General features: G+C 68.2%; 18 protein-coding genes. 4 read left to right on the top strand and 14 right to left on the bottom strand.

Annotated elements, in window-relative coordinates; translation table 11 throughout:
• Positions 1-10: 10 nt before the first annotated feature.
• The 7 genes from VE326_13305 to VE326_13275 form a co-directional block, all read right to left on the bottom strand.
• On the bottom strand, positions 11-1,462 hold the full coding sequence (locus VE326_13305; GenBank protein ID HYJ34182.1) for a glycosyltransferase: 1,452 nt from the start codon (positions 1,460-1,462) through the stop codon (positions 11-13).
• A 1-nt stretch (position 1,463) separates the two neighbouring features.
• Positions 1,464-2,537: a HEAT repeat domain-containing protein gene (locus tag VE326_13300; protein HYJ34181.1), complete on the bottom strand. Its 1,074-nt coding sequence runs from the start codon at positions 2,535-2,537 to the stop codon at positions 1,464-1,466.
• 19 nt (positions 2,538-2,556) lie between these two features.
• Complete coding sequence (locus VE326_13295) at positions 2,557-4,203, bottom strand: tetratricopeptide repeat protein (protein HYJ34180.1); 1,647 nt, start codon at positions 4,201-4,203, stop codon at positions 2,557-2,559.
• Positions 4,204-4,210: 7 nt separating this feature from the next.
• Entirely contained in the window at positions 4,211-6,592 is a 2,382-nt protein-coding gene (locus VE326_13290) for a hypothetical protein (protein ID HYJ34179.1), read from the bottom strand.
• A 107-nt stretch (positions 6,593-6,699) separates the two neighbouring features.
• Positions 6,700-7,386 carry an HAD hydrolase-like protein gene (locus tag VE326_13285; protein ID HYJ34178.1) on the bottom strand — a complete coding sequence of 229 codons (687 nt, stop codon included), beginning with the start codon at positions 7,384-7,386 and terminating at the stop codon, positions 6,700-6,702.
• 122 nt (positions 7,387-7,508) lie between these two features.
• A complete protein-coding gene (locus tag VE326_13280; GenBank protein ID HYJ34177.1) occupies positions 7,509-8,621 on the bottom strand; it encodes a type IV pilus twitching motility protein PilT in 1,113 nt (370 codons plus the stop codon).
• Positions 8,621-10,054, bottom strand: coding sequence for an ATPase, T2SS/T4P/T4SS family (locus VE326_13275; GenBank protein ID HYJ34176.1), 1,434 nt, complete (start codon positions 10,052-10,054; stop codon positions 8,621-8,623). The genes VE326_13280 and VE326_13275 overlap by 1 nt, the downstream gene beginning before the upstream one ends.
• 320 nt (positions 10,055-10,374) lie before the next feature.
• Between VE326_13275 and VE326_13270 the strand changes: the two genes are divergently transcribed.
• The 3 genes from VE326_13270 (at position 10,375) to pheA (ending at position 14,304) form a co-directional block, all read left to right on the top strand.
• A complete protein-coding gene (locus VE326_13270; GenBank protein ID HYJ34175.1) occupies positions 10,375-12,024 on the top strand; it encodes a DNA topoisomerase VI subunit B in 1,650 nt (549 codons plus the stop codon).
• A complete protein-coding gene (locus tag VE326_13265) occupies positions 12,021-13,106 on the top strand; it encodes a DNA topoisomerase IV subunit A (protein HYJ34174.1) in 1,086 nt (361 codons plus the stop codon). Before VE326_13270 ends, VE326_13265 begins: the two co-directional genes overlap by 4 nt.
• Positions 13,107-13,170: 64 nt before the next feature.
• Positions 13,171-14,304: a prephenate dehydratase gene (gene pheA, locus VE326_13260; GenBank protein HYJ34173.1), complete on the top strand. Its 1,134-nt coding sequence runs from the start codon at positions 13,171-13,173 to the stop codon at positions 14,302-14,304.
• A 13-nt stretch (positions 14,305-14,317) separates the two neighbouring features.
• Here pheA and VE326_13255 read toward each other — a convergent pair whose 3' ends face one another.
• Positions 14,318-15,094 (bottom strand): hypothetical protein, encoded by a 777-nt coding sequence (locus VE326_13255; protein ID HYJ34172.1) that lies wholly within the window; start codon positions 15,092-15,094, stop codon positions 14,318-14,320.
• Positions 15,091-16,140, bottom strand: coding sequence for a type IV toxin-antitoxin system AbiEi family antitoxin (locus tag VE326_13250; protein HYJ34171.1), 1,050 nt, complete (start codon positions 16,138-16,140; stop codon positions 15,091-15,093). Before VE326_13250 ends, VE326_13255 begins: the two co-directional genes overlap by 4 nt.
• Positions 16,141-16,315: 175 nt before the next feature.
• Between VE326_13250 and VE326_13245 the strand changes: the two genes are divergently transcribed.
• Positions 16,316-18,187 carry a S8 family serine peptidase gene (locus tag VE326_13245; protein ID HYJ34170.1) on the top strand — a complete coding sequence of 624 codons (1,872 nt, stop codon included), beginning with the start codon at positions 16,316-16,318 and terminating at the stop codon, positions 18,185-18,187.
• Between the two features lie 37 nt (positions 18,188-18,224).
• Here VE326_13245 and VE326_13240 read toward each other — a convergent pair whose 3' ends face one another.
• From VE326_13240 to VE326_13220, 5 genes are all read right to left on the bottom strand, one after another.
• Complete coding sequence (locus VE326_13240; GenBank protein HYJ34169.1) at positions 18,225-18,647, bottom strand: hypothetical protein; 423 nt, start codon at positions 18,645-18,647, stop codon at positions 18,225-18,227.
• Positions 18,648-18,722: 75 nt separating this feature from the next.
• Complete coding sequence (locus VE326_13235; protein HYJ34168.1) at positions 18,723-19,598, bottom strand: iron chelate uptake ABC transporter family permease subunit; 876 nt, start codon at positions 19,596-19,598, stop codon at positions 18,723-18,725.
• Positions 19,595-20,527 carry a metal ABC transporter substrate-binding protein gene (locus tag VE326_13230; GenBank protein ID HYJ34167.1) on the bottom strand — a complete coding sequence of 311 codons (933 nt, stop codon included), beginning with the start codon at positions 20,525-20,527 and terminating at the stop codon, positions 19,595-19,597. The genes VE326_13235 and VE326_13230 overlap by 4 nt, the downstream gene beginning before the upstream one ends.
• 52 nt (positions 20,528-20,579) lie before the next feature.
• Positions 20,580-21,590, bottom strand: a complete 1,011-nt coding sequence (locus tag VE326_13225) for an outer membrane beta-barrel protein (protein ID HYJ34166.1) — start codon at positions 21,588-21,590, stop codon at positions 20,580-20,582.
• Positions 21,591-21,874: 284 nt separating this feature from the next.
• Positions 21,875-22,150, bottom strand: a complete 276-nt coding sequence (locus VE326_13220; protein ID HYJ34165.1) for a hypothetical protein — start codon at positions 22,148-22,150, stop codon at positions 21,875-21,877.
• Positions 22,151-22,396 lie beyond the last annotated feature (246 nt).

Raw genomic sequence — 22,396 nt, 5'->3', positions numbered from 1 at the left:
GTGGCGCCGATCAGGGTTTGACGGAAGCGGCCTCCGCGCGCCCGAAGCCGGCGCGCTCCTGCTTCCCCCAGCCGCCACGTCCCAAGAGGATATCAACCATGGCGCCCAGGCGGAAGAAGAGGGTGAGGATGCGGTAGGTGAAATTCTCGATCACGCCGATCGCGATCATCAGGGCGAAGTCGCCCCAGGAGCGGTAGAGCCCGAACGACAGCTCCTCCAGGAAGACCGCCGAGATCGACAGGAAGGCCCCGGACGTCACCGACAGGAAGAGGAACGCCCAGAAATAGAGGGGGGAGAGAAAGCCCATGAAGTAGGCGATCGGGAGCACGATGTAGCCGATCACCTCCACGACCGGCCCGAGCAGCTCGAACAGGACGTAGTAGGGCATGCCGAGCCAGCGGAGGGACCCCGACTTCTTCTCCCAGAAGATCGAGCGATGGAGCCAGAGCGAGTGGAGCAGCCCCCGGTGCCAGCGCCCCCGCTGCCGGGCCAGCGTGCGGACCCCCTGCGGCACCTCGGTCCAGCAGATCGGATCGGGCAGGAACACCACCGAATAGGGCCTCCCCTGCTCGCGCATCGCGTGGTGGAGCCGCAGGACCAGCTCCATGTCCTCGGTCACGACGTCGGAGCGGTAGCCCCCCACCTCCACGACCACGTCCTTCCGGAACAGGCTGAACACGCCCGAGAGGATGAGCAGGTTGTTCATGGCCGAGAGCCCGAGGCGGCTCGCGACGAAGGCGCGCAGGTATTCCACCACCTGGAACGCGGCCAGGATGTTCTGCGGCAGGTGCGGGTCCACGACGCGGCCGCGCTCCACTTTGCAGCCGTTGGCGACGCGGACCTGGCCGCCCACCGCGATCACGCGATCGGGATCCTCCAGGAACGGACGCACCACCCGGAGCAGCGCGTTCTCCTGGAATACGGAGTCGGCGTCGATGGTGCAGAAGAGGGGATAGCGCGAGACGTTGATGCCCGCGTTCAGCGCAGCGCTCTTACCCGCGTGCTCCAAGTCCACCACGACCAGGTTCGGGATCGTCGGCGAGCGGTAGATGCCCCGGAGGGCCGTGTCGGTCGGGATGCTCCGGCGCACGATCGTCTCGCGGCGCACGAGTCCGAATTCGCGGGTCAGCCGCGCCAGCGTTCCATCGGAGGAGCCGTCGTTGATGACGATCACCTCGTGCTGGGGATAGTCGAGCGAGAGCACGGACCGCACCGCTTCGACCACCGTGGTCTCCTCGTTGAAGGCGGGGACGAGCACGCTGATCGGGAAGGTGAAGTGCGACTTGGCCACCGCCTCGTAGTCGGCGTAGAAGTTCTGGGCCAGCCGCCGGCGCATGTCGAAGAACGAGACGATGAGCAGCGTGAAGAGCACGAGCTGGAGCGCCGTGAAGTAGACGAGCACGACGATGCTCACGACGTTGAGCGTCGGGAAGAGCCAGGTCGGAGCGTCGATCGCGTGCATGTCAGCCTCCCGTCGCGGCCCGCTGGGGCGGGACCGCGGGCACGCCCAGCGTGGCCAGGCCCTCCGCGGCGCAGTCGCGCGCGAACCGGTCGTTCGATTGCAGGGCCAGGTGAAGCGCCGGCTTGGCCGCCTCGCCCAGCAGCACCAGGGCGTCCAGCGCGTTCTTGCGCACCCACCAGGAGCGGTCCTCGAGCATCCGGCCCAGCGCCCCGGCCATCGTGGAGTCGCCGATCTTGCCCAGCGCCTCGGCGGCGTGCGCGCGAACGAACCAGACCGGATCGCGGAGCGCCGCCTCGACCATCCCGGCCGTGGACCGGTCGGCCACTGCGCCCAGCGCCCATGCCGCGGCCGAGCGGACGTCCGGCTCGGGATCGAGGAGGGCGTCGCCCAGGGAGCGCGCCGCGCGGCCTTCCCGGATCTCGCCCAGGATGCGGGCGGCCCAGAAGCGCGCCTTCGGCGTTCCGTCGCGGAGCGCGCGGATCAGGAGCGGCGCGGTGCGGGCGCCCATCTCGATGCAGATCGCGGCGATGCGCGCCGAGACCGACTGCTCGTGCTTGCCCAAGAGCCCGACCAGCGCCTCCTCGGCGGCCTGGAGCTTCATCCTGCCGAGGGCGCGCGCGGCGACGTTGCGCACGTCGGGGTCCTTGTCCTCGAGCGCGGCCAGGAGCGCGGGCACCGACGCCGGCACCTTGAGCTCGCCCAGGAGGCGGAGCGCATGGGCGCGCGACCACTTGAGGGGGCTCTTCGTCTCGCGCAGGTAATGGGCGATCACGCCCTGCTCCTCGAGGGAGCGGATCACGTCGAGGCGGAGCGAGAGCTCGAGCTGGCTGACCTCCTCGGCGGCGAGCTGCGACCAGCGGCCGGTGAGCCCGTTGGCGATCTCCCGATACGAGGCCGGCCGGTCCCCGTCCGAAGCCAGGAGGAGGAACTGCTGGCGCAGGCGGTCCAGGAAGCGCTTCCGGGAATCCTCCTCCCGGGTCGAGTGGATCTTGTTCACGACCGCCGCCATCGTGGTGAGCGCCAGGATTCCGAGCAGGAGCCCCAGCGTGATCACCAGCGACTGGTAGTCGATCATGCGATCCTCCTCGCCGCCCTCACCATCGGACGGCTCCCGAGACCCCGACAAACCAGGTCTCGTAGGCGTTGTTGTCCCTCGAGTAGGAGCCCTCGAGGCCGAGCGGGACCGACCCGCCCGCGACCAGGTTCACCCAGCCCGACCAGGTGCTCGTGTAGATGTTCTCGAAGTTGGACGAGAGGACCGCCGAGAACTGGTAGCGCGCCCCCCAGTCGAGCGACGCCTTCTCGGAGTATCCCGTGAGCGCCAGGCCCGCGGCGTGGCGCGTGCTCTTGAGCGGCGTGAAGTAGGAGGCCGACGACGTGTCGAAATCGGTGAACGAGATGCCGTAGTCGGCGGTCAGGCCCGGACGGGCCGGGCGCAGCCGATAGGCAACGCCGGCGTGCAGGGTATTCCGGTCGTTCCCGTCCGAATAGGAGCCGTGCTCGGCGCCCGCGCTCAGGGTGGCGCGCGCGTTCCCCTGATAAGCCAGGTCGCCTGCCGCCACGGTCTGCCGCCCCGCCTGGATCTCCGGCAGTCCGGCGTCGTCCTTGATCGGCACGTAGTCGCGGCGGATCGAAACGCTGGGCGTCCAGCGCCCCGCGAATCCCCAGGCGCGCGCGTTCCAGCCGAAGAAGCGGTCGTCGCCGCGCAGCGGGTAGATCACGTTGGGGCTTCCCGCTTCGATCGCGCGGCTCTCGACGCCGGCGCTCAGCAGGAACGGATAGGCCCGGGTCAGCGCGGCGTCGGCGCGCAGCACGGTCATGTCCACGTCGTAGTTGAGCGTCGTCCCCGCGACGGGGGGACCCAGGCGGCGCTCGAACTGCGCCAGGCGCGACACGCGCGCCGTGACCGTCGCCGCGTGCGCGAGGGTCGCGCGCGCCTGCGCGAAGGGGCCCGTGCTCTCGATCGTGAAATCGGGCGCGGCGGCCACGTACTGGCGCTCGTGCGCCGTGGTGACGCCGGCGCCGATCGAGGGGCCGAGCGCGTCCCGCACGGCCTCGCGCTCCTGGTCCATCGCTTCGGTGTCGGCGCTGCCGTGGGCCGCGCGCTCGAGGAAGCGGTCCGACGAAGCCGGGGCCCCCCGCCAGCGGGCGACCGTCGCATAGCCGAGCCACGCGTCGCCGTACGCCGGATTCGAGCTCAGGATGCCGCGGTATTCCGTGGAAGCGCCGGGAAGGTCGCCGGCCCAGGAGAGAGCGCGCGCGTAGCCCACGCGGCTTTCGAGATCGGTGGAGTCGGCGCGAACGGCGCGGCGGAACTCGCGGAGCGAAGCCTCGGAGCGCCCCGACCAGGCCAGCACCCGCGCGTAGCCGGCGCGGTCGAACGCATTGTCCGGGCGCTGCGCGAGCAGCGTCCGATACTCGGCGATCGATTCGTCGTAATGGCGGCCCCACGCGAGCACGCGCGCGAGCAGCGATCGCGCGTCGGCGTCGTGGGGATCGGCCGCGAGCCGGCCGCGCAGCACGGTCGCGGCCTCATTGAACTTCTTCGCGTCGGCCAGGCGGCGGGCCTCGGCGAGCGCCGACTCGGCATCGGACGAATCCTCCGCCGCGCGGCGCTCCAGCGTCTTGGCGGCGGAGAGTGCATCGGGGTCGGGATCGGCGCGCGCGGCCGGAACGGACGGCGAGGCGAACAGAGCGGCGAGCGCGGACGCGGCCAGGAATGCCGCCGTCGCCGCGGCCATGCGCGGTCTAGCGGAGCGCGTCCTGATTCCGGTTGGCTTCCGACTCACGGGACTCCATTCCCTCGAAGGCTTGACGCACGAGGGCCGACGATTCCTTGGCCCTTTCCCGCGTTATCGGCTGCTCCCAGCCGTTCCAAAGTAGAGATACGCGGGGGGGCGTCGCGACCCGGACCTCCTCGCCGGCGGCGGTCTGGGTGGTGCCCGGGGGTCCCAGGTACTGGCATTCCATGCGGTTGGCGGCGCGGACGCCCGTCCGCGAGGGACCCAGGGAATCGGCCTCGAATCCACGGGCGGAGGTGCCCCAGGCGAGAAACCCGATCCCGGCCGTGGGCGAGACCTCGGTCTGGCGGGTGGCCGGGTCGTCGTCCAGGACCGAGCGGCTCGAGGGGTCGGAGACGTTGAGGAGTCCCCACGGGATCGCGACCTCGATGACGCCGCGCGCGCGGTCCATGCACCACTCGGTGTGCGGGTCGTAGGCCACGCTCGAATCCCCGGGCGCGGCGCCGGCGGGCGTGCGCTCGGCGCCGTAGGAGAGGCGCCCCCAGTCGAGGTGGAGCGCCGGGGAGACCGTTCCATTCCGGGCCACGCGCTCGCGATTGGTCTCGATCAGGAGCGGGACGTAGCGGCCGTCGTCGTTGGCCACCGGGCGAAACGGGGCCCGGTTTCCGGCGAAGAGGCCGTGATCCAGAAGGCGCGACCAGCCCGACCAGTTGGTGCTCCGGTCGACGAACAGCTCCGCCCGCGCGCCCTCGCCATTGCGGCGCGGGTCGCCGGGCTCGATCACGAGCTGGAATTCCGCCCCCCGCGACCAGACCGCGCGGAGCGGCGCGGGAAGCCGCGTGTCCCCGCGGCCGGGATCCAGGACGTCGATCGCGGCGCCGACCGCCGCGGGCGGACGCGAGGCATGGGGATCGACGTCGAAGCGAAGGTAGAGGCGATCCTGGTCGCACGTCGCATAGAGGGCCTTGAGCCAGGCGCCGCCCGGGTCGCTCGCGTACGGAGCGACGCCCCGCCAGTCCGCCGTCGCGCCGTCCACGCGGATCCTGGGGGGCGGATCGAACGCGATCAGGCCGTAGTTCTCCTCGGGATCGAGGAGGTTGTGCCAGAGCGGGTCGCGCTCGCGCGGCGCTTCCATCCTTGCGACCAGCCAGTTCACCTTGAACCACTCGTCGAACAGCGCAAAGAGGAGCGATCCGGCGCATCCCGTGTCCGCGATGTCCTCGAGCATGCGCACGTCGCGCTCCCCCTGCTCGCGCTCCGAGGCGCCGCCATGGTCGATCCCCTGCGGCTGCCGGTGCGCGATGCCGCGGCTCGTCGGCACCCCGTACTCCCCGATCATCAGCGGGATGCCGCGCGTGTGCGCCTTCAGGTCCCGGAGGTATCCGGCGTAGGAGCAGGCGCCGTGGCGGTCGCGCGTGGCCGCGTAGCCCGGGTCGAGATTCATGAAGTCCGGGTAGTAGGGATAGACGTGGTAGTTCGCGAAGTAGCCGCGGAACGTCCGATCGAGCGCCGCGTTCTTCACGGGGCGGATGCGCACGGGATCGACGGAATAGGCGTCCTCGTCGTGCTCCGCCTCCCGTCCGCCCCGCTCGGTCTCCGTGGGGTGGCGCATCACGTCGAGCGTCGGCCAGTTCACGAACGAGACGGCGTGCGCCGCGCCGTAGCGCGTGGCCTCGTACGAGGCCGAGGTCTCGCACGCGCGCGCGAGCCAGGTCTCCATGGGCGTGCCCGCCTCCACCGCGAAGAAGGCGCCGCGGAAGGAGGTCTTCTCGGGATGGCTCCGCTCGGTCGCCCGCACGGCGTAGGGCTCCCACTCGCGCCCCAGGAGCCAGCCCGCGAGCCACGGTGAGACGTCGGCGTCGTAGCGCCCCGAGGCGTGCCCCGGCCGCGGCGCGACCAGCGCGTTGCCGTGGACCGCGTCCACGGCGGAGCGCACGTCGGCGTCGAACCCGGCGGTGAACGCGGGATCCCAGAAGTCGTCCGACTCGGGCAGCTCGGTCCAGACCTCCTGGAAGAGCCAGACGGGCCGGTCGGGGTGCGCGGCGTTCTCCTCGCGCAGGGCCTGATAGAACGCCGGAGGGTGCACGGCGTAGAGCCGGATCGCGTTGGCGTGGAGATCGCGCGCGAATCGGATGTAGCGCCGGTAGTCGTCCTTGGTGAAGGCGAACTCTCCGGGGAAGTGACCCGGCGCGCCGGCCCCGAGGTTCACCCCGCGGAAGAAGACGGGACGCGCGACGCCGCCGCGCACGATCTCGAAGCGGTCCCCGGCGGCGCGGATGAACGCGGCGGGAACGGCGGCGTCGCGCGCCGGCGCGGCCTGGGCGGGCGCGGCCAGCCAGCTGACCGCCGTGATCAGGATCGAGAGAACGGCCTCGATGGTGATGGGCATCGGTGTTCCTCCTTGCGCGCGTTATCGGCGGAAAGGAGGCTGGGCTGCAGAATGAAGGAGCGACAGCGCGTCGGCCAGGAAAAGTTGCCGGGAGCGGCTACGGGCGGCTACGGAAAGATCGCGCGAAGCGCGGCTTCGTGATTCTCGAAGGAATCGAGGATGGCGTCCGGCGCCGACTCGGCCAGCTCGGACCGCGAGACCTGGCCGGTGGCCACCACGACCGCGCGGGCTCCGATCGCGCGCGCGCAGGAGACGTCGCGCGGCGTGTCGCCCACCACCGTCGTGTCCGCGCCGCTGAAGACCCGCCCGGTCAGCGCGCGCGCCTTCTCCAGAGCGATCTGGGCCAGCACGGAGCGGTCCTCGTGGTCGTCGCCGTAGGCGCCGAAGCGGAAATAGGGCTCCAGGTTCCAGCGGCGCAGCTTGAGCTCGGCGCCGCGCAGGATGTTCCCGGTCAGAAGCCCCACCATCACGTCGTCCAGCTTGTTCAGCCGCTCGAGCAGCTCGCGCACGCCGGGGAAGAGCCGGGCGCCGTCGTGGTTCGGCATCTCCACGTGGAGGTGCTCGACGTAGCGGCGGAGGCATTCCTTGCGCCGGGAGTGGATCACGTCGTCGTCGATCCCGGCGAGCCGCATGATCTCGGTGACGCACTGCGGATCGGTCATGCCCGCGAACTTGAAATCGTTGATTGGTCCGGTGGTGGCGTAGGTCTCGCGGAGCGCGCGCGCGAAGGCGATCTTGGGCGCGAGCCCCTCGCGGAGCAGGGTGCCGTCGATGTCGAACAAGACGAGGCGCATGGACCGGGACCGGCGCTCGAGGCGGGTGCGTTTGTCGGTTTCGATGGCGGACACGTTCGTTGGAGTGGCGGATGAGCTTCTTCCATCGAGTGTACCACAGCCTCTCGACCGCGGGCTCTGCCCTAGGCCCGCGACGCCGCCGCGGCCGCTCCGGCTCCCGCGGGCGCTCCCGGCGTGCCCCCGTGCGGCCCCTCGAAGAGCTTCGGATTGGTCGAGCGCTCGGCCGCCGCCTCGCGCGTGATCTTCCCTGCGATCACGAGATCCTTGAGCGCCTGGTCCAGGGTCTGCATCCCGTGCTGCGCCCCGACCTGCATGACGCTCTGGATCTGCGTCGTCTTGTCCTCCCGCACCAGGTTCCGGAGCGCGGGGACCCCGACCAGGATCTCGAGGGCGGCGACGCGGCTTTTGCCGTCGGCGGTGGGGATCAGGCTCTGGGCGATCACCCCTTCCAGCGACTCGCTCACCATCGTCCGCACCTGCGACTGGCGATCCGCGGGGAAGATGTCGATGAGCCGGTCGATCGTCTTCGCGGCGGAGTTCGTATGAAGCGTGCCAAAGACGAGGTGTCCCGTCTCGGCGGCCGTGATCGCGAGCGCCGTCGTCTCGAGGTCGCGGAGCTCGCCCACGAGGAGGATGTCCGGATCCTCGCGCAGGGCGCTCCGGAGCGCGGCCGCGAAGGAATCGGTATGGGCGCCGATTTCCCGCTGGTTGATGAGACAGCTCTTGGACTCGTGCACGAACTCGATCGGGTCCTCGATCGTGATGATGTGCCCGGCGCGGCTCGAGTTCACGAAATCGATCATGGCGGCGAGCGTCGTCGACTTGCCGCTGCCCGTGGGACCGGTCACCAGCACCAGCCCGCGCTCCTTGAGCGCCAGGTCGCGGAGGATCTTGGGCGCGCCGAGCTCGTCCAGCGTGCGGATCTTGGTCGCGATCACCCGGAACACGCCCCCGATCCCGCGCCGCTGCTCGAAGATGTTGGCGCGAAACCGCGAGAGTCCCGGGATCTCGAACGCGAAGTCGATCTCGCGCCGTTCCTCGAACAGCTTCCGCTGGCCGTCGTTCATCAGGGGGGAGAGGAGCGCGCGCGCGTCGGCGTCGGAGAGCGAGGGCGACTGCGAGCGCACCATCTCGCCGCGCAGGCGGATCATCGGGGGCATGCCGGAGGAGATGTGGAGATCCGAAGCGCCGGATTCGACCGTCGCCTGGAGCAGGGTCTTCACGTCGAGCGGCATCAGCGGCCTCCGTCCTTCGCGAGCGCGTCCCGTTTCTCATCCGAGAGGATCGTGACCTGCAGGCTTCCCGCCTGGATCTCGGCGCGCGACGGGTCCACCCAGACGGCGGAGCCCTCGCGGCGGGCCGCGGGGAGGGCGATCAAGGCGAAGGGGCGGTCGCGCAGAGCGGCGCGGCCGGCGCGGCTCCGGGTCAGATGGGCGAGGAGTGCCTTGGGGTCGAGCCAGTCCGTGCGCGCGAAGACGAGACGGCCCACGGCGGCCCCGTGGAACAGAGTTTCGACCCGCTCGCCGTTGACCACGCCGTCCAGGGCGACGACGTCGGCGCCCAATCCGACCGCGAGCTGCTCCCAGCGCGCCGGGTCGGTCGCCGGGATGCGGATCGTGCCGGGGGGATAGGGGAGCAGATGGGCCGGCTCGAACACCAGCGTCCGGCGGTCGGCGCGTGCCGCCAGCGCGGCGAGGGAGGCGAGCACCAGGGAGCCTCCCGCCCGCGGAGGGCCGGTCACGACGACGAGCCCCTCGGGGCCGTCGATGAACTCGCGGATCTCGGCCTCGCCGAGCGGAGAGAGCCCGAGAAGGGAGAGATCCGGCGTCTCCGCCGGCGCCGGGGCCAGGCGAAGCACGGTGGCGACACCCGCGTCGGTCCGGCTATGGCACGCGGAGACCGCGATGCGGTCGGGACCCAGCTCCACGATGGCGGCGCCCCAGGACGAGGCACGTCCGTCGTCCACGTCGGCGATGCCGAGCACGCCGAGCCGCGCGCGCAGGTAGAGCGAGGTCTCCGGCTGCTCGGGGGTCTGCGCCACCAGCCCCGCGTCGGTGCGGTACGCTACCGTCAGGTCGGCGCCCGCCGGGATGAAATGGATCTCGGAGGCGCGCGCCTGAATGGCCGCGTGGAGATGGTAGGCCAGGAAGTTCGTGCCCGCGCGGTCCCAGACGATGTCGCGGCGGCTGGTGGGCGGCGGTGCCGCGTGCGGCGATCCCGACTCGGGAGGCCCGTAGACCGAATCGAGCACGCGCCGGATGGACGCCGGTCCTCCGATCACGAGCGAGGCGGGGATGCCGGCGGCCCCCTTCAGCTCGGCCACGGCATCCACGTCGGTCGGATCGGCCATCGCGAAGGTGATCTCCTCTTCGGTCCCGAAGAGCGGTACGGCCTGAATGCGCCGGAGGAGCCCCTCGGGAAAGCGCTTCACCATGTCCGGATCCACCGAGGAGGGGTGAACGTCCGCATACGGGAAGCCGAGCTGCCGCGAGAGGGCCCAGCCGATGTTCTCCTCGGTCGTGAACCCCAGCTCGACCAGCGTTTCGCCGATCAGGAGTCCGGTGTCGCGCTGGCGCGCAAGCGCCTGCGCCACCTGCTCGTCGGTGACGATCCCGCACTCGACCAGGATGGAGGTCAGCGTGCGCGTGGAATGCGGAAAGGGGGCCACGGGGGGATACCTCGCTTTCGGTCGAGGACGACGTTCGGGATACCGATCGGAGGTGGGAAGGGCAATCCACATGCCGCGCGCGCCCTCGGCGCGCGCGGAAGGCGGCGGGGGGGCGGCTTTGCGGCGGTGGAACCGCCCAAAGTACCTGTATCGGCTGCGGTTACTCCCGGGATTCGTCCTGCGAGAGCCCCGCGGCATCTAAACCCACGACCCTCCCCCGTCGGACCCCCTGCGGCTCAATCCTTGCCGCCCGGGGAGCCCCGCGGTTAGATTCTCGGCGAACTTGCGTTCCTGAGGGCAGGGGGGAGGAGAGGGAGGCCATGGCGCAAGCATTGAAGAAGGACACGAAGAAAGCCACGTCCACGCCGATCGCCCGGAAACCGGCGCCGCTCAAGGTGCCGAAGGGCGTGAAGAAGATCATCCACCTCACGGCGGCCGATCTCGCCGAGAAGCAGCGCGAGATCTCGGTCAGCGAGTTCTTCACCAAGAACCGCCATCTTCTCGGATTCGACAGCCCCGCGAAGGCGCTCCTCACCACCGTGAAGGAAGCCGTCGACAACGCGCTCGACGCGTGCGAGGAGGCGGGGATCCTTCCCGACATCCTGATCGAGATCCAGGAGATCTCCGAGACGCGCTACCGCATCGCCGTCCAGGACAACGGTCCGGGGATCGTGAAGGCGCAGGTGCCGCGCATCTTCGGCCAGCTCCTCTACGGGTCCAAGTTCCACCGCCTGCGCCAGTCGCGCGGACAGCAAGGGATCGGCATCTCGGCGGCCGGCATGTACGGCCAGCTCACGACCGGAAAGCCGATCACCGTGATCTCGCGTCCGGGCGCCGGGAAGCCGGCGCACAAGTTCGACATCCAGATCGACACGCGCGTGAACCGGCCGGTCGTGGTGGCCGACCACGAAGTGGAGTGGATGCCGCAGCACGGCACGCGGGTCGAGCTGGAGATCGAGGCGACCTACAAGAAGGGCCGCCACTCCGTGGACGGCTACGTGGAGCAGACGGCGATGGCGAATCCGCACGCCCGGATCACGTACGTCGCCCCCAACGGCGAGCGGCTCGAGCTGGAGCGCGTGGCCGAGGAGATGCCGAAGGCGCCGCTGGAGATCAAGCCGCACCCGCACGGCGTGGAGCTGGGCATTCTTCTGAAGATGCTCCACGAGACCAAGGCGAAGAACCTGGGAGCCTTCCTGAGCGGAGAGTTCTCCCGCGTCGGGCCGACGGTGGCCGACGAGATTGCGCGCGCCGCGGGGCTCTCGGCGGGCTATTCGCCGCACAAGGCGGCGCGCGACCAGGCCGAGGCGCTCTACAACGCGATCCAGGCGACCAAGCTGATGGCGCCGCCCTCGAACGTGCTCTCGCCGATCGGCGAGGAGCTGCTGCTCGAGGGGCTGAAGAAGCAGATCGACGCCCGCTTCTACGCGGCGACCTCGCGCTCCCCGTCCGTCTACCGCGGAAACCCCTTCCTCGTGGAGGCGGCGCTCGCCTACGGCGCCGAGAGCCTCCCCGCCGACGAGCTGATCACGATGCTCCGCTTCGCCAACCGCGTGCCGCTCCTCTACCAGCAGTCGGCGTGCGCGGTCACGAAAGCGGTCGTCGGGACGAACTGGAAGGCGTACGGGCTGCAGCAGTCGAAGGGCGCGCTTCCCGCGGCGCCGATGATCCTCATCGTGCACATCGCGTCGGTCTGGGTGCCGTTCACGTCCGAGAGCAAGGAATCGGTCGCGTCCTACCCGGAGATCGCCAAGGAGATCCGGCTCGCGCTGCAGGACGTCGGGCGGAAGCTGGGCATCTACATTCGCCGCGGGCTGCGCGAGGCGGACGCCGAGAAGAAGCGCTCGTACATCGAGAAATACATCCCGCACATCGGCATCGCGCTCCAGGAGATCCTCGCGATCTCGGACAAGGAGCGCGACAAGGTGTGCGACACCTTGAAGGACACCCTCGAACGGAGCCGACAGTGAGCGACAAGGTCGTCCCCAAGATCAAGAAGGAAGCCAAGGCGGTCGAGGAGTCGATCCTCAAGAAGAAGAAGCCGGTCTTGAAGTTCCCCATCCGCTCGCTCGCCAACGTGCGCTACCTCGAGAAGGAGGGGTATTTCGAGATCCGGGGGAAGAAGAAGGAGCGCACGCTGACCGTGAACACGGTGAAGTCCTTCGCGCAGACGCTCCGGATGATGGCGCTCTCCAAGTCGCTCGTCGAAACCGACGACATCGCGACCAAGCGGGAGGCCTACTACGTGTCAAAGAACTGGGGCGACGCGCGCTTCCTGGAGCAGACCGAGTCGGACACGGTGATGGACGACGTCGAGGCGCTCTTCGAGGTGAATCGCGAGCAGATGGGCTTCGTCCCCGAGGAAAAGGGGGGCGACGTATCGGGCGCCCTGACCGTGGTGGACAAGGATCCGGAGACCGGCCGGGCGCTGCACATCGACTGCACCAAGTTCGGGAGCGGCGCCTACTCCATTCCGATCTCGGTGGAGGACCTGGAATTCGAGACCAAGGCCAAGTTCATCCTTGTCATCGAGACCGCCGGCATGTTCCAGCGCCTGGTGAAGCACGGCTACGCCAAGAAGGCAAACTGCATCCTGGTCTCGATGGGGGGCGTGCCCACCCGCGCCTGCCGGCGCTTTATCCGCCGTCTCGCCGACGCAAAGAAGATCCCGGTCTATGTCTTCGTGGACGGCGACCCCTACGGGATCACGAACATCTACCGCACGTTCAAGGTGGGATCGGGCAACGCGGCGCACATCAACGAGTTCTTCTGCGTGCCGCAGGCCCGGTTCCTGGGCATCACACCGCAGGACATCGTCGACTACAAGCTGCCCACGCATCCGCTGAAGGAAGTGGACGTGAAGCGCGCCAAGGACGCCATCAAGAACGACCCGTTCTTCCACCACCACAAGCCGTGGGCCGCGGCCATGGAAAAGCTGATCTCGATGGGCGTCCGCGCCGAGCAGCAGGCGCTGGCGGCGCACGGCCTGAACTACGTGATGGACACCTACCTTCCGGAGAAGATCGCGCACCCCGAGCGGTTCCTGCCGTAGCCGCGGCGCCCCGGGCCGGGGCGCGCGCGGCCGGACCCGCCGCGATGGGCGCGATCGCGCCGTCATGAACGCGAAACGCCCCGACCTCCAGGCCGTCCGTGAAGCCATCGAAGGCGTCGATCGCGAGATCCTCGCCGCGCTGAAGCGGCGCATGGATCTGGTCGAGCAGGTCGCGCGCGCCAAGATCGAGAGCGCCGCCCCTTTCCGCGACCGCCGGCGCGAGGAGCAGATCATCGACCGGATCCGCCACGCCGCCACCGAGCTCGGCCTCGACGCGCACGAGATCGAGCGGCTCTACCGCGACATCATGGAGATGTCGGTGGCCCACCAGCAGGCGCTGGTGCGCTCCCTGGAGGGCGTGCCGCTGCGGGTCGCCTACCAGGGCGTGGAGGGCTCGTTCAGCCACCTCACGGCGCAGCGCCGCTACGCGGGCCGCGAGGGAGGCGTCCTGCTGACCGGCCATGACACCTTCCGCGGCGCCGTGGACGCGGTGCGCGACGGCTCCGCCGATTTCGCCCTGATGCCGATCGAGAACACGACGGCGGGGAGCGTCCACGAGACCTACGACCTGCTCGCGGAAGGTGGGGTGACGATCACGGCCGAGGTGGTGAGCCGGGTGGAGCACTGCCTGCTCGCGCTGCCGGGCGCGAAGCTGGAGTCGCTGCGCACCGTGATCTCCCATCCCCAGGCGCTCGCGCAGTGCGAGGCGTTCCTCCGCACGATTCCCTGGGCGGTGACGCGCACCGAGTTCGACACGGCGGGCTCGGCGCGGAAGGTGCGCGAGGGGAACGATCCGACGGTGGCGGCCATCGCCAGCGAGTCGGCGGCGCGGCTCTACGGATTGGAAGTGCTGCGGCGCGGCATCCAGACGCAGGAGGGGAACTACACCCGCTTCGTCGAGATCGCGCGCGAGGCCGTGGCGTGCCCGCCTGGGGCGTCGTGCAAGACGTCGCTCCAGATCGCGCTCGCCCACAAGCCCGGCGCGCTGGGGGACGTGCTCGCCCGGTTCGGTGCGCGCGGCGTGAACCTCACGCGGATCGAGTCGCGCCCGGTCCTGGGATCGCCATGGCAGTACCGGTTCTACCTCGACCTGGAGGGGCATGCGGCGTCGGAGCCTGTCCGCGCCGCGCTGGAGGAGCTGAAACCGGTCACCACCGAGGTGCGTGTGCTCGGGACCTATCCGCGCGCCGAGCCCTAGATCCCGGCCGCGCTCACGCGGACCCTCCCGAGCCGAGCCCCGCTCGAAACGCTTCCAATCGCGCCAGCACATCTCTCGGATTCGCGCGCAGGCTCGGCGGCGACACCCGAGTCAGCGTGGCCAGTGCCGCTCCGCCGCGCAGAATGTCGACGAACCTCTCGATGCTCTTCCGTTCGGCATCGTTCGCGATCGCCGCGATGTCCCGCCCCAGCCAATGGGCGCCGACGTCCTCATGAATCACGCCCGGGCCCGCGGCCCAACGTCGCGCGTCCCGATCGTCGATGTAGACGTCCATCACGGTCGCGAAGTCGTCGACGTCCCGTTCCCGCTCCCGCGGCCGGTCCTGATAGGCAACGGACTTCATGAGGATCACCGCCGGTACCGATGCCGATCGCACCGTGACGCCGGGAGCCACGTTCAGCGGGTTCGTCTTCTCGAACGCGTGTCTCATCCCCACGAGGCTCATCCGCCGCCCGCCCTTGGACCACACCAGAAAACCCTGTTCCCGAGACGACGCGTCGATGGGAAAGACGTGCACCAGGGTCCCACCGGCGCTGCGCCACTCGTACTCCACCCTGCCGGTCCGGCTCCACCCAGGCAATCGCGCCAGAGCCGCGTTGGCCTCGTCCAGGGGGAGCGCGGTCGTGATATCGACGTCGTTCGTCTGCCGGCGAAAGCGGGGCAGGGCGCAGGCCAGCGCCAGCGCGCCGATGAGGCTGAAGTCGACCGAAGGCCCGAGCCGGGCGAGATCGCGGAAGGTCGACAGATGATTTTCCGAGAGGCGGATCATGACAGGTGCTGAAGATAGCGCTCCCGGATCCGGGCTGCAGCATCGCGGGCGCGCTCCTCGCCCGTGGCCAGCAGCTCCGAATAGATCAGGAGCGGATGCACCGTATTGGGCTCCGCACCTTGGAACGCGAGGGGGCCGGGAATGCCGAGGAACGTGATCGCCCCCGCTCGTGCCGGAGCCAGGCCCCACCGCTTGGCGGCGGTCGACGGCGCTGGGTCGAAGTGGATGACCGTGATCGTTCCACGATAATAATGGAGAAGTCGATGTTCGGCCGCACTGCCCCCCCAGGCCCATCGGATCGTCTTGGACCCATCCACGAACGAATCCTCACCTTGACTGGAAAGCTCGCGTTCCAGGAACCGGTCCAGTTCGTTCGGATCCTGGATCTTCGACTCGTATCGTCCGAACAGGAGCCGGGGACGAACCCGGTCGGCGTAACCGCTCAACCAGCGCTGAAGCAAGGTGTCGGGATGCAGGAGGTTGCGATCTACGACGATGCCGTCGCGTTCCAGCCGGTTCAGAACCGAGGAAGCCGCCGTTTTGCTCGCACCGGATGACGACGCGATTTCCCGTACCGTGCCTGCCGTGAGTCCGGGATTCGCCAGCAAGGCAAACAGCACCTGGTACCCGGCGCGACCCATACCGTGAGATTCCCAGGCTGGAGAGGATCGCTTCCGTCCTTCGATGTAGGCCACGTGTCCCTCATCGATCGAGAGGTGGCAGTTGCCCTCCCGGTCGACGAAATTGATCCGTTGCTCCCGCAGCTCCTTGCCGAGACGGGGGCCGACATGGTTCGCGAACAGGATCCAATCCTGCCGCGATGCTCCGATTCGCGCGATCCAGTGATCGATTGAGATCCGGCTGATCGGATCGGACCGCCTGAACTCGACCGCGAGGACCCGCTTCCTCCCCCCCACGGTGAGCTCGATACATGCATCGGGCAAGGGTCGCCCGCCCCGCCCGGCACACCGAACCTCGCGGGGTTTCTCGACGAAGGGAAGTTCGGCCAGGCGCTCCAGCTGCGGGGTCAGATCCGTCCCACTCATGGCCTGTATTCTGGCCCGTCCTAAAAACTAGGACAACGCTTAATTCGGGACAACCGGCGCGCGAAAGCGGCCCCCGACGATCGTCGTTAGGACCTTCGGAGCGCCGTTTGGTAGAGTTGCGGAAGTTAAACGATCGATGCCGTTTCACCCTCCAGCAAAGGACTTTGAGGCACCCATGAAACACCTTGCCGCCGTCGCCGCGCTGTCCGCAGTTCTCCTTTTCGCGCCCGGGGCCCCCGCCTTCGCGGCGGGGAAGATCCCCATCACGAAGCTCGCCGACCTGCCGCCGCACACCTACAAGATCCCCGACAAGCCGAGCGCGCTCGTGACCAACAAGGCCGCGATCCTCGAGCTGGCCGCCGCCGTCGAGAAGGACATGAGGGCCGATCTCGACAAGTACGACATCCAGGACCCGACCGCGGTGCGGCGCATGTACGGCACGCTCCTCACGATCGCGATGCTGAAGGAGGACTACCCCGCGGCGAAGCAGCTCGTGGCTCAGGTCCGCGACCTCCAGGACAAGCCGGCGCAGAAGCTGACGTCGGGACTCCTGGCCGAGGCGATCATGAAGGCGCACGAGTCGGGCGCCGCCGACCTGCACGCCGCCGTTCGCGCGAACCTCGAGCAGTCGCTCCGGGCGCTTCCCTACACGGAGGTGCAGGAGGTCCTCAAGTCGACCAAGGGGAGCTTCGAGATCACCTCGCTCAGTCTCATGCAGGGTAGCATCCAGGCGAACGTCGATCCCGCGTATCAGAACGGCACGATCAGCCAGGACCTGGCGAGCGGCGTGGTCTCCGCCGGGTACGCGGCGATCGACATCCTGCCGATCAAGGATGACGTCGTGGCCGCGTACGCGGCCGTCCTCGACGCGAACAAGGCCGAGCAGAAGGCTGACATCTGGGCGGCTCGCGACGTGACGCTGGACGACTCCGGCAAGCTCACGCCGGTCGTGGTCGGCATCTGGGATTCCGGCGTCGACGTGTCGCTCTACCCCAAGCAGCTCTGGGTGAACGCCAAGGAGATCCCGGGGAACGGCAAGGACGACGACAAGGACGGCTACGTCGACGATGTGAACGGCATCGCGTGGTCGCTCCACTCCGACAAGGAGACCGCGCTCCTCTTCGACGTCGACAAGGCGGTCCCGAACAAGGACGTCTACAAGGGCGACCTCAAGGGATTCGAGGACCTGCAGGCGAACCTGGATACGCCCGAGGCGACGGCGTTGAAGCAGAAGCTCAGCGGCCTCACGCGCGACCAGGTGCAGCCGTTCCTGGAGGGGCTCACCGCCTACTCGCAATACGCGCACGGAACGCACGTCGCGGGGATCGCGACGCGGGGCAATCCGGCGGCGCGGGTGCTCGCCTGTCGCATCACGTTCGACTATCACTCCGTTCCGGAGAAGCCGACCGTCGAGCAGGCGGTGAAGGACGGGGACGCCATGGCGAAGTCGGTGGCCTACTTCAAGGCCAACGGCGCCCGGGTGGTCAACATGAGCTGGGGCGGCGATCTCAAGTCGATCGACCGGGCCCTCGAGCAGAATCACGCCGGCGGCACGCCGGAGCAGCGGCGCGCGCTGGCCCGCAAGCTCTACGACATCGACTACAAGAAGCTCTTCGACGCCGTGAAGGGCGCTCCCGGCACGCTCTTCGTCATCGCGGCCGGAAACTCGGACAACAACGTGAAATTCGACGAGGTGATGCCTAGCTCGTTCAAGCTGCCGAACGTTCTCGTCGCGGGCGCCGTCGACCAGGCGGGAGACCAGACCTCGTTCACCAGCTTCGGCAACGTGGACGTCTACTCCAGCGGGTTCGAGGTCGACAGCTACGTGCCCGGCGGGGACCGCATGAAGCTGAGCGGGACGAGCATGGCCGCGCCGAACGTCACCAACCTGGCGGCGAAGCTCTGGGCCCTGAATCCGAAGCTGACGGTGGAGCAGGTGAAGCAGTACATCGTGCAGAGCGCCGAGGAGAAGAAGGCGGGGGACAAGACGATCCGGCTGCTGAATCCCAAGGCATCGCTTTCCGCCGCCTCGGGCGTCGCGCCGTAATCCCGGGCGCGGGTCGCCCCGGGCCGGTGCGACCCGCCTAGGTGCCGGTGGACTCGGCGGCCGCAGCCGGGGGACGGACCGGGGGCGCGTTGACGTCGGGCGTCTCGATCCACACGTACGTCGTGGCTCCCTCGTCTCCCGCAATTCGCAGCTTCTCTCCCGGCGGAAGCGCCTGGATCTGCCTCCAGTAGCGGCGAAAGTCGACGTCGGTGTGGCCGACCTGCACGACGCTCTTGAGGCCCAGCGCCACCATGCCGTCCACCGTCTTCTTGGGCAGGGTCATGCCGAACGTGGCCATGTCCTTCCCGGGCTCCCAGACCTCCATGCGGACCTTGGCGTCCTTCCCGGCCCACCAGGGGTGCGCGGAGGGAGGTTCCGTTCGAAGCGTCCAGATCACGCCGATGCCGAGACATGCGAGGAAAAGCAGGCTCACGCCGAGAATCGTCTGCTTGCGCGTCACGGGGCCTCCTGAGCAGGGCGACGGGGCTCTCTGGGCCGAATACGCCCCCGGCGAGGAGGCGGTTCCATCCATTTGTCACCGGGTGCCCGTGAAGCGGATCTCCTCCGGCGGCTCCGTCCCGGTCGCCCGATCGTCAACATACTTCATGCGCACGGACAGGGAGACGACGGCCACGGTGGCTCCGAAGAGGCAGACGATCGTTGCCCCCATGGGCCAGTCCTTGAGGTAGGAGAGCCCCGCGCCGAGCATGGATGCGACGAACGCGATTGCCCAGGCCCAATAGAGGCGGGCCGCTCCCCTGCGGCCGAGCAGCGTCGAGCAGACCACCGGAACGATGAGGAACGAGAAAACCGCCAGGACACCGGATACCCGCACTGCAGTCGTAACCACCAGACCGAAGGACGCGTAGAAGAGGAAGTCCCACTTCTTCACCGAGAGCCCCATCCTTCTCGCGGCCTTGGGATCTTCGGAGCAGAGCAGCAGCTTCCGCCGTGCCAGGAACAGGAAGAGGCCAATGGCCGCGAACAGCGTCGCCATGATGGCGATGTCTTTCCAGGTGACCCATCCAAGCGCCTCCCCGCTCAGGGCACCGCTCACATGCTCCGCCCCATGAGGGGCATTCGAGAGAAGGAGCAGCGTGGAGGCCGTGGCCAAGGCGAACGAGATTCCGATGAAGGCCTCCTGCAGGACGGAGTGCTCGCGATCCCAAAGGAAGCTGAACAGCGCGGCTCCGAGGAGCGTGAACCCGAACGACCACAGGTACGTGCTTGGATCGTGCGGCTCCGCCCCCATGAGAAACGCGACGCTCTGACCCAGTGCGGCGATCTGAGCGAGCGCCAGGTCCACGAAGATCACCCCGCGGGCCAGCACGTGCTGGCCGAGGGAGGGGAGGATCAAGGCGAGGAGCGCGCACGCGAGGAGCGGCAGTGCCATAACGCTGAGAAACGTCATCGCGATCCTCCCTGGCTGCCGGACAGAGCCCGGGAAAGGGACGAGACAATGAAGTCGAACTTGGAAAAGACGTCATCCGTTCCAGGCATGCCCCCCGCCTCGGTCGGCACCTCCACGGCGACGCCTCCAGCTCGCTTCGCGAGTTGCTTGGCCGCGTCAGCGTTGTAGTACGGCTGGTAGGTCACGACTTTGACGCCCGACTTCTTCATGTTGTCCGAGAGCTGGGCGATGTAGTGCGCGTTGGGCGGAATGCCTGGTTTGGGCTCGACCGTGCCGAAGAGCTTGAGCCCGAACCGGTCTGCGAAATAGATGAAGTTCAGGTGGTAGGGCACGATGGTCGCGCCGCGGTACGGCGCCATCTCCTTCTCCCACTTCTTCAATGAAGTCTCCATCCGTTCGTCGAACGCCTTTGCGTTCGCCGCGTACTCGGCTGCGTTTGCCGGATCCAGTCCGGAGAAGACGTTGGCCAGGTGATCGGCGACCACTTCGAGCGCCTTGGGATCCAGGTAGTAATGAGGGTTGCCGAGGGGATGGATATCTCCCGCGGCCCGGCTCACGGTGCCGGTAGGCTTTTCCAGCACGGACACGCCGCGCGACGCATCGACGAATCCCTTGGCGCCTTGCTGGATCTTGGGATTGCGGCTCCCCGGCAAGACGAGCGGGAGCCAACCGCCATCGAGCTCGAGGCCGGTCGAAACGTAGACGTCGGCGTGCTGGATCGCCTTCATGAGACTCGGCTTCGCGGGGACGAAGTGCGGATCCTCGAACCCCCGGCAGAGGCTCTGGGCGGTCACGTGCTTCCCGCCCACGAACTGCGCCACCGAGGCCAGATCCGTCAATGAGGTCGCGACCTTGAGGTCGGCGCGGGCGGGAGACGCGAGCCCCAGACCGAGGCTGAGCAACAGGGCAAGTCGAACGATGGACTTCATGGACTTCCTCCAGCGTACGTGAGGGTTCTTCAATCGGATATCGAGCGGGTTTCTAGTAGGCATGGGCTGGGTGGAACCCAATGGTGTAGCTCATCTGGACCATGATGCGGTCGTCGGTGGGATGAGTGCCGCGATCCGCCTTGGCGTGGCTGTATTCCAGCCGGATGAACGAGAACTCCGAGGGCGTCCATGCGATGTTCACGGACCCTCGGTTGACGGTCCCGGGAATCGGATCGCCCGCTTCGTCGACCATGAAATCGGTGAAGCTGCGGCGGGCCCGCTCGCCGCGTACCCCGCCCCACCAGACCTGCGAGAACCGGTACTGGAACGAGGCGTAGCCGCCGTCCGCCTCCCGGTGATACGAGCCTCCCGGGTAGGACGCCTTCTGGATGTACTCCCCCTGGAGGATCCAGCCTTTTCGGTTCGAGCTGCGTGCCGGCACGTTCCGGATGGTGGCGTCCGCGCCGTAGGCGGCGTGGCGATGCCCATCGGAGCCCCTGCCCTCGAGAATCGACTGGCCGAGCTCCATCGTCGTCTCATCGTTGAGGTCGAACTGGCTCTTGAAATGACCGAGCCACGGGATGTTGTCGTGCCGCGTGGAGCCGAGGTCCAGAGGATGGTCATCATCAACCCCGACGGCCTTGTAGGCGCCCCCGGTGAGCTCGGCGTACCAGGGAAGGGGCGTCAACCACGATGCCTCGAGCCCAGGGTCCTTGAATCCTTCCTCCCCGATCGTGTTGGCCATCATGATCGGCGCCTGAATGAAGGGAAAGGCATGGGTGTGAAGGAGGCCGTGCTTCCCGAACGTCCCGCGAAGTTGGCCAAGCTTGAGCTGAATCGAAGTGAGGCTCGTATTGCGGACCCACACCTCCTCGGGATCGATCGTGTGGTCCGGCAGGAACACGATGTTGCTCGTGAACGTCCAGTAGGGATCCACGACCGAGAGCAGGCTGATCTCGGCCTCGTCGAAGTCGAACCCGTAGGCTCGCGCCAGATTGTGCGCGGCCTGCACGGAAAAGAGCGCGTTCATCCCGATCGCCGGATTGGCGAGGTTCGAGAACATCGAAGTGGATGACCCGGTTTCGGAAGTGGACGCCCCGCCTTCGCCAACCACCTGAGTGCTGTCCCCCTCCTGAGCGGATGCAACGCTCGCGAACGTGCCAATGCTCGCGAACGATGACAACACGAGTACGCTGATCAACGCTCGTCGCAGCATGACGGCAAGATCCTCCAGTCGAATGCGGCAACGGTCCCATTCCGAGCATGGGACCACGGGCCGGGCCGCGCCTCGTCAGGCGAGACGGGCGCCCTCGTCGTCGAAAATGTCTTCGGGGACTGCTGGAAGAATCAGCCGAGGGGAGGACCGCGGACGTGCGTGGGAGATAGACTCGGTGCGGAGGGCTGCTCGATCGTTACCGAGGAGATGCGCTCATAGCGCTCGCTCGGCGCCGGTGAATCGGGAGGACGGCCCACCGCCACCGTGCCGCTGTGCAGCAGCTTGCAGATCTCGCAGGTGACGTCTTCCCGGTGCTGATGGACGACTCCCGTGGCTACCCAGCAGAACAGCAGCGCAAGGGCAACCAGGGCAATACGGCGGAGGTCGGTTCGGACGAGATTCATCACGCGTTCAACCGTACCAAACGACTCATGGTTCCGAGACAACATTTTTGAGTGAGTCCACCGGGCCGCAGCCCCTGGTGTCGCGCTGGCGCGCGCCCGTTTCAACCTTTCCGCGCGGCCCAGATCATTCCGATCCCCCACACGATCAGGAGCACCGGCCAGTAGCGGAGGATGTTGCCGTGCAGATAGCCCAATTCCTTGAGGAGCAGAACGATGCCGATCGTGATCAGGGTGAGGGGGAACGCAATT

This window comes from Candidatus Binatia bacterium (assembly GCA_035631035.1).
GTDB lineage: Bacteria > Eisenbacteria > RBG-16-71-46 > SZUA-252 > SZUA-252 > DASQJL01.
This window is presented reverse-complemented; position numbering and strand designations above follow the sequence as displayed.

What these genes read in the sequence shown, in the direction of transcription:
- VE326_13305 (HYJ34182.1), bottom strand. Translation starts at nt 1,462, where the DNA reads ATGCACGCGATCGACGCTCCGACCTGGCTCTTCCCGACGCTCAACGTC.
- VE326_13300 (HYJ34181.1), bottom strand. Translation starts at nt 2,537, where the DNA reads ATGATCGACTACCAGTCGCTGGTGATCACGCTGGGGCTCCTGCTCGGA.
- VE326_13295 (HYJ34180.1), bottom strand. Translation starts at nt 4,203, where the DNA reads ATGGCCGCGGCGACGGCGGCATTCCTGGCCGCGTCCGCGCTCGCCGCT.
- VE326_13290 (HYJ34179.1), bottom strand. Translation starts at nt 6,592, where the DNA reads ATGCCCATCACCATCGAGGCCGTTCTCTCGATCCTGATCACGGCGGTC.
- VE326_13285 (HYJ34178.1), bottom strand. Translation starts at nt 7,386, where the DNA reads ATGCGCCTCGTCTTGTTCGACATCGACGGCACCCTGCTCCGCGAGGGG.
- VE326_13280 (HYJ34177.1), bottom strand. Translation starts at nt 8,621, where the DNA reads ATGCCGCTCGACGTGAAGACCCTGCTCCAGGCGACGGTCGAATCCGGC.
- VE326_13270 (HYJ34175.1), top strand. Translation starts at nt 10,375, where the DNA reads ATGGCGCAAGCATTGAAGAAGGACACGAAGAAAGCCACGTCCACGCCG.
- pheA (HYJ34173.1), top strand. Translation starts at nt 13,171, where the DNA reads ATGAACGCGAAACGCCCCGACCTCCAGGCCGTCCGTGAAGCCATCGAA.
- VE326_13255 (HYJ34172.1), bottom strand. Translation starts at nt 15,094, where the DNA reads ATGATCCGCCTCTCGGAAAATCATCTGTCGACCTTCCGCGATCTCGCC.
- VE326_13250 (HYJ34171.1), bottom strand. Translation starts at nt 16,140, where the DNA reads ATGAGTGGGACGGATCTGACCCCGCAGCTGGAGCGCCTGGCCGAACTT.
- VE326_13245 (HYJ34170.1), top strand. Translation starts at nt 16,316, where the DNA reads ATGAAACACCTTGCCGCCGTCGCCGCGCTGTCCGCAGTTCTCCTTTTC.
- VE326_13235 (HYJ34168.1), bottom strand. Translation starts at nt 19,598, where the DNA reads ATGACGTTTCTCAGCGTTATGGCACTGCCGCTCCTCGCGTGCGCGCTC.
- VE326_13230 (HYJ34167.1), bottom strand. Translation starts at nt 20,527, where the DNA reads ATGAAGTCCATCGTTCGACTTGCCCTGTTGCTCAGCCTCGGTCTGGGG.
- VE326_13225 (HYJ34166.1), bottom strand. Translation starts at nt 21,590, where the DNA reads ATGTTCTCGAACCTCGCCAATCCGGCGATCGGGATGAACGCGCTCTTT.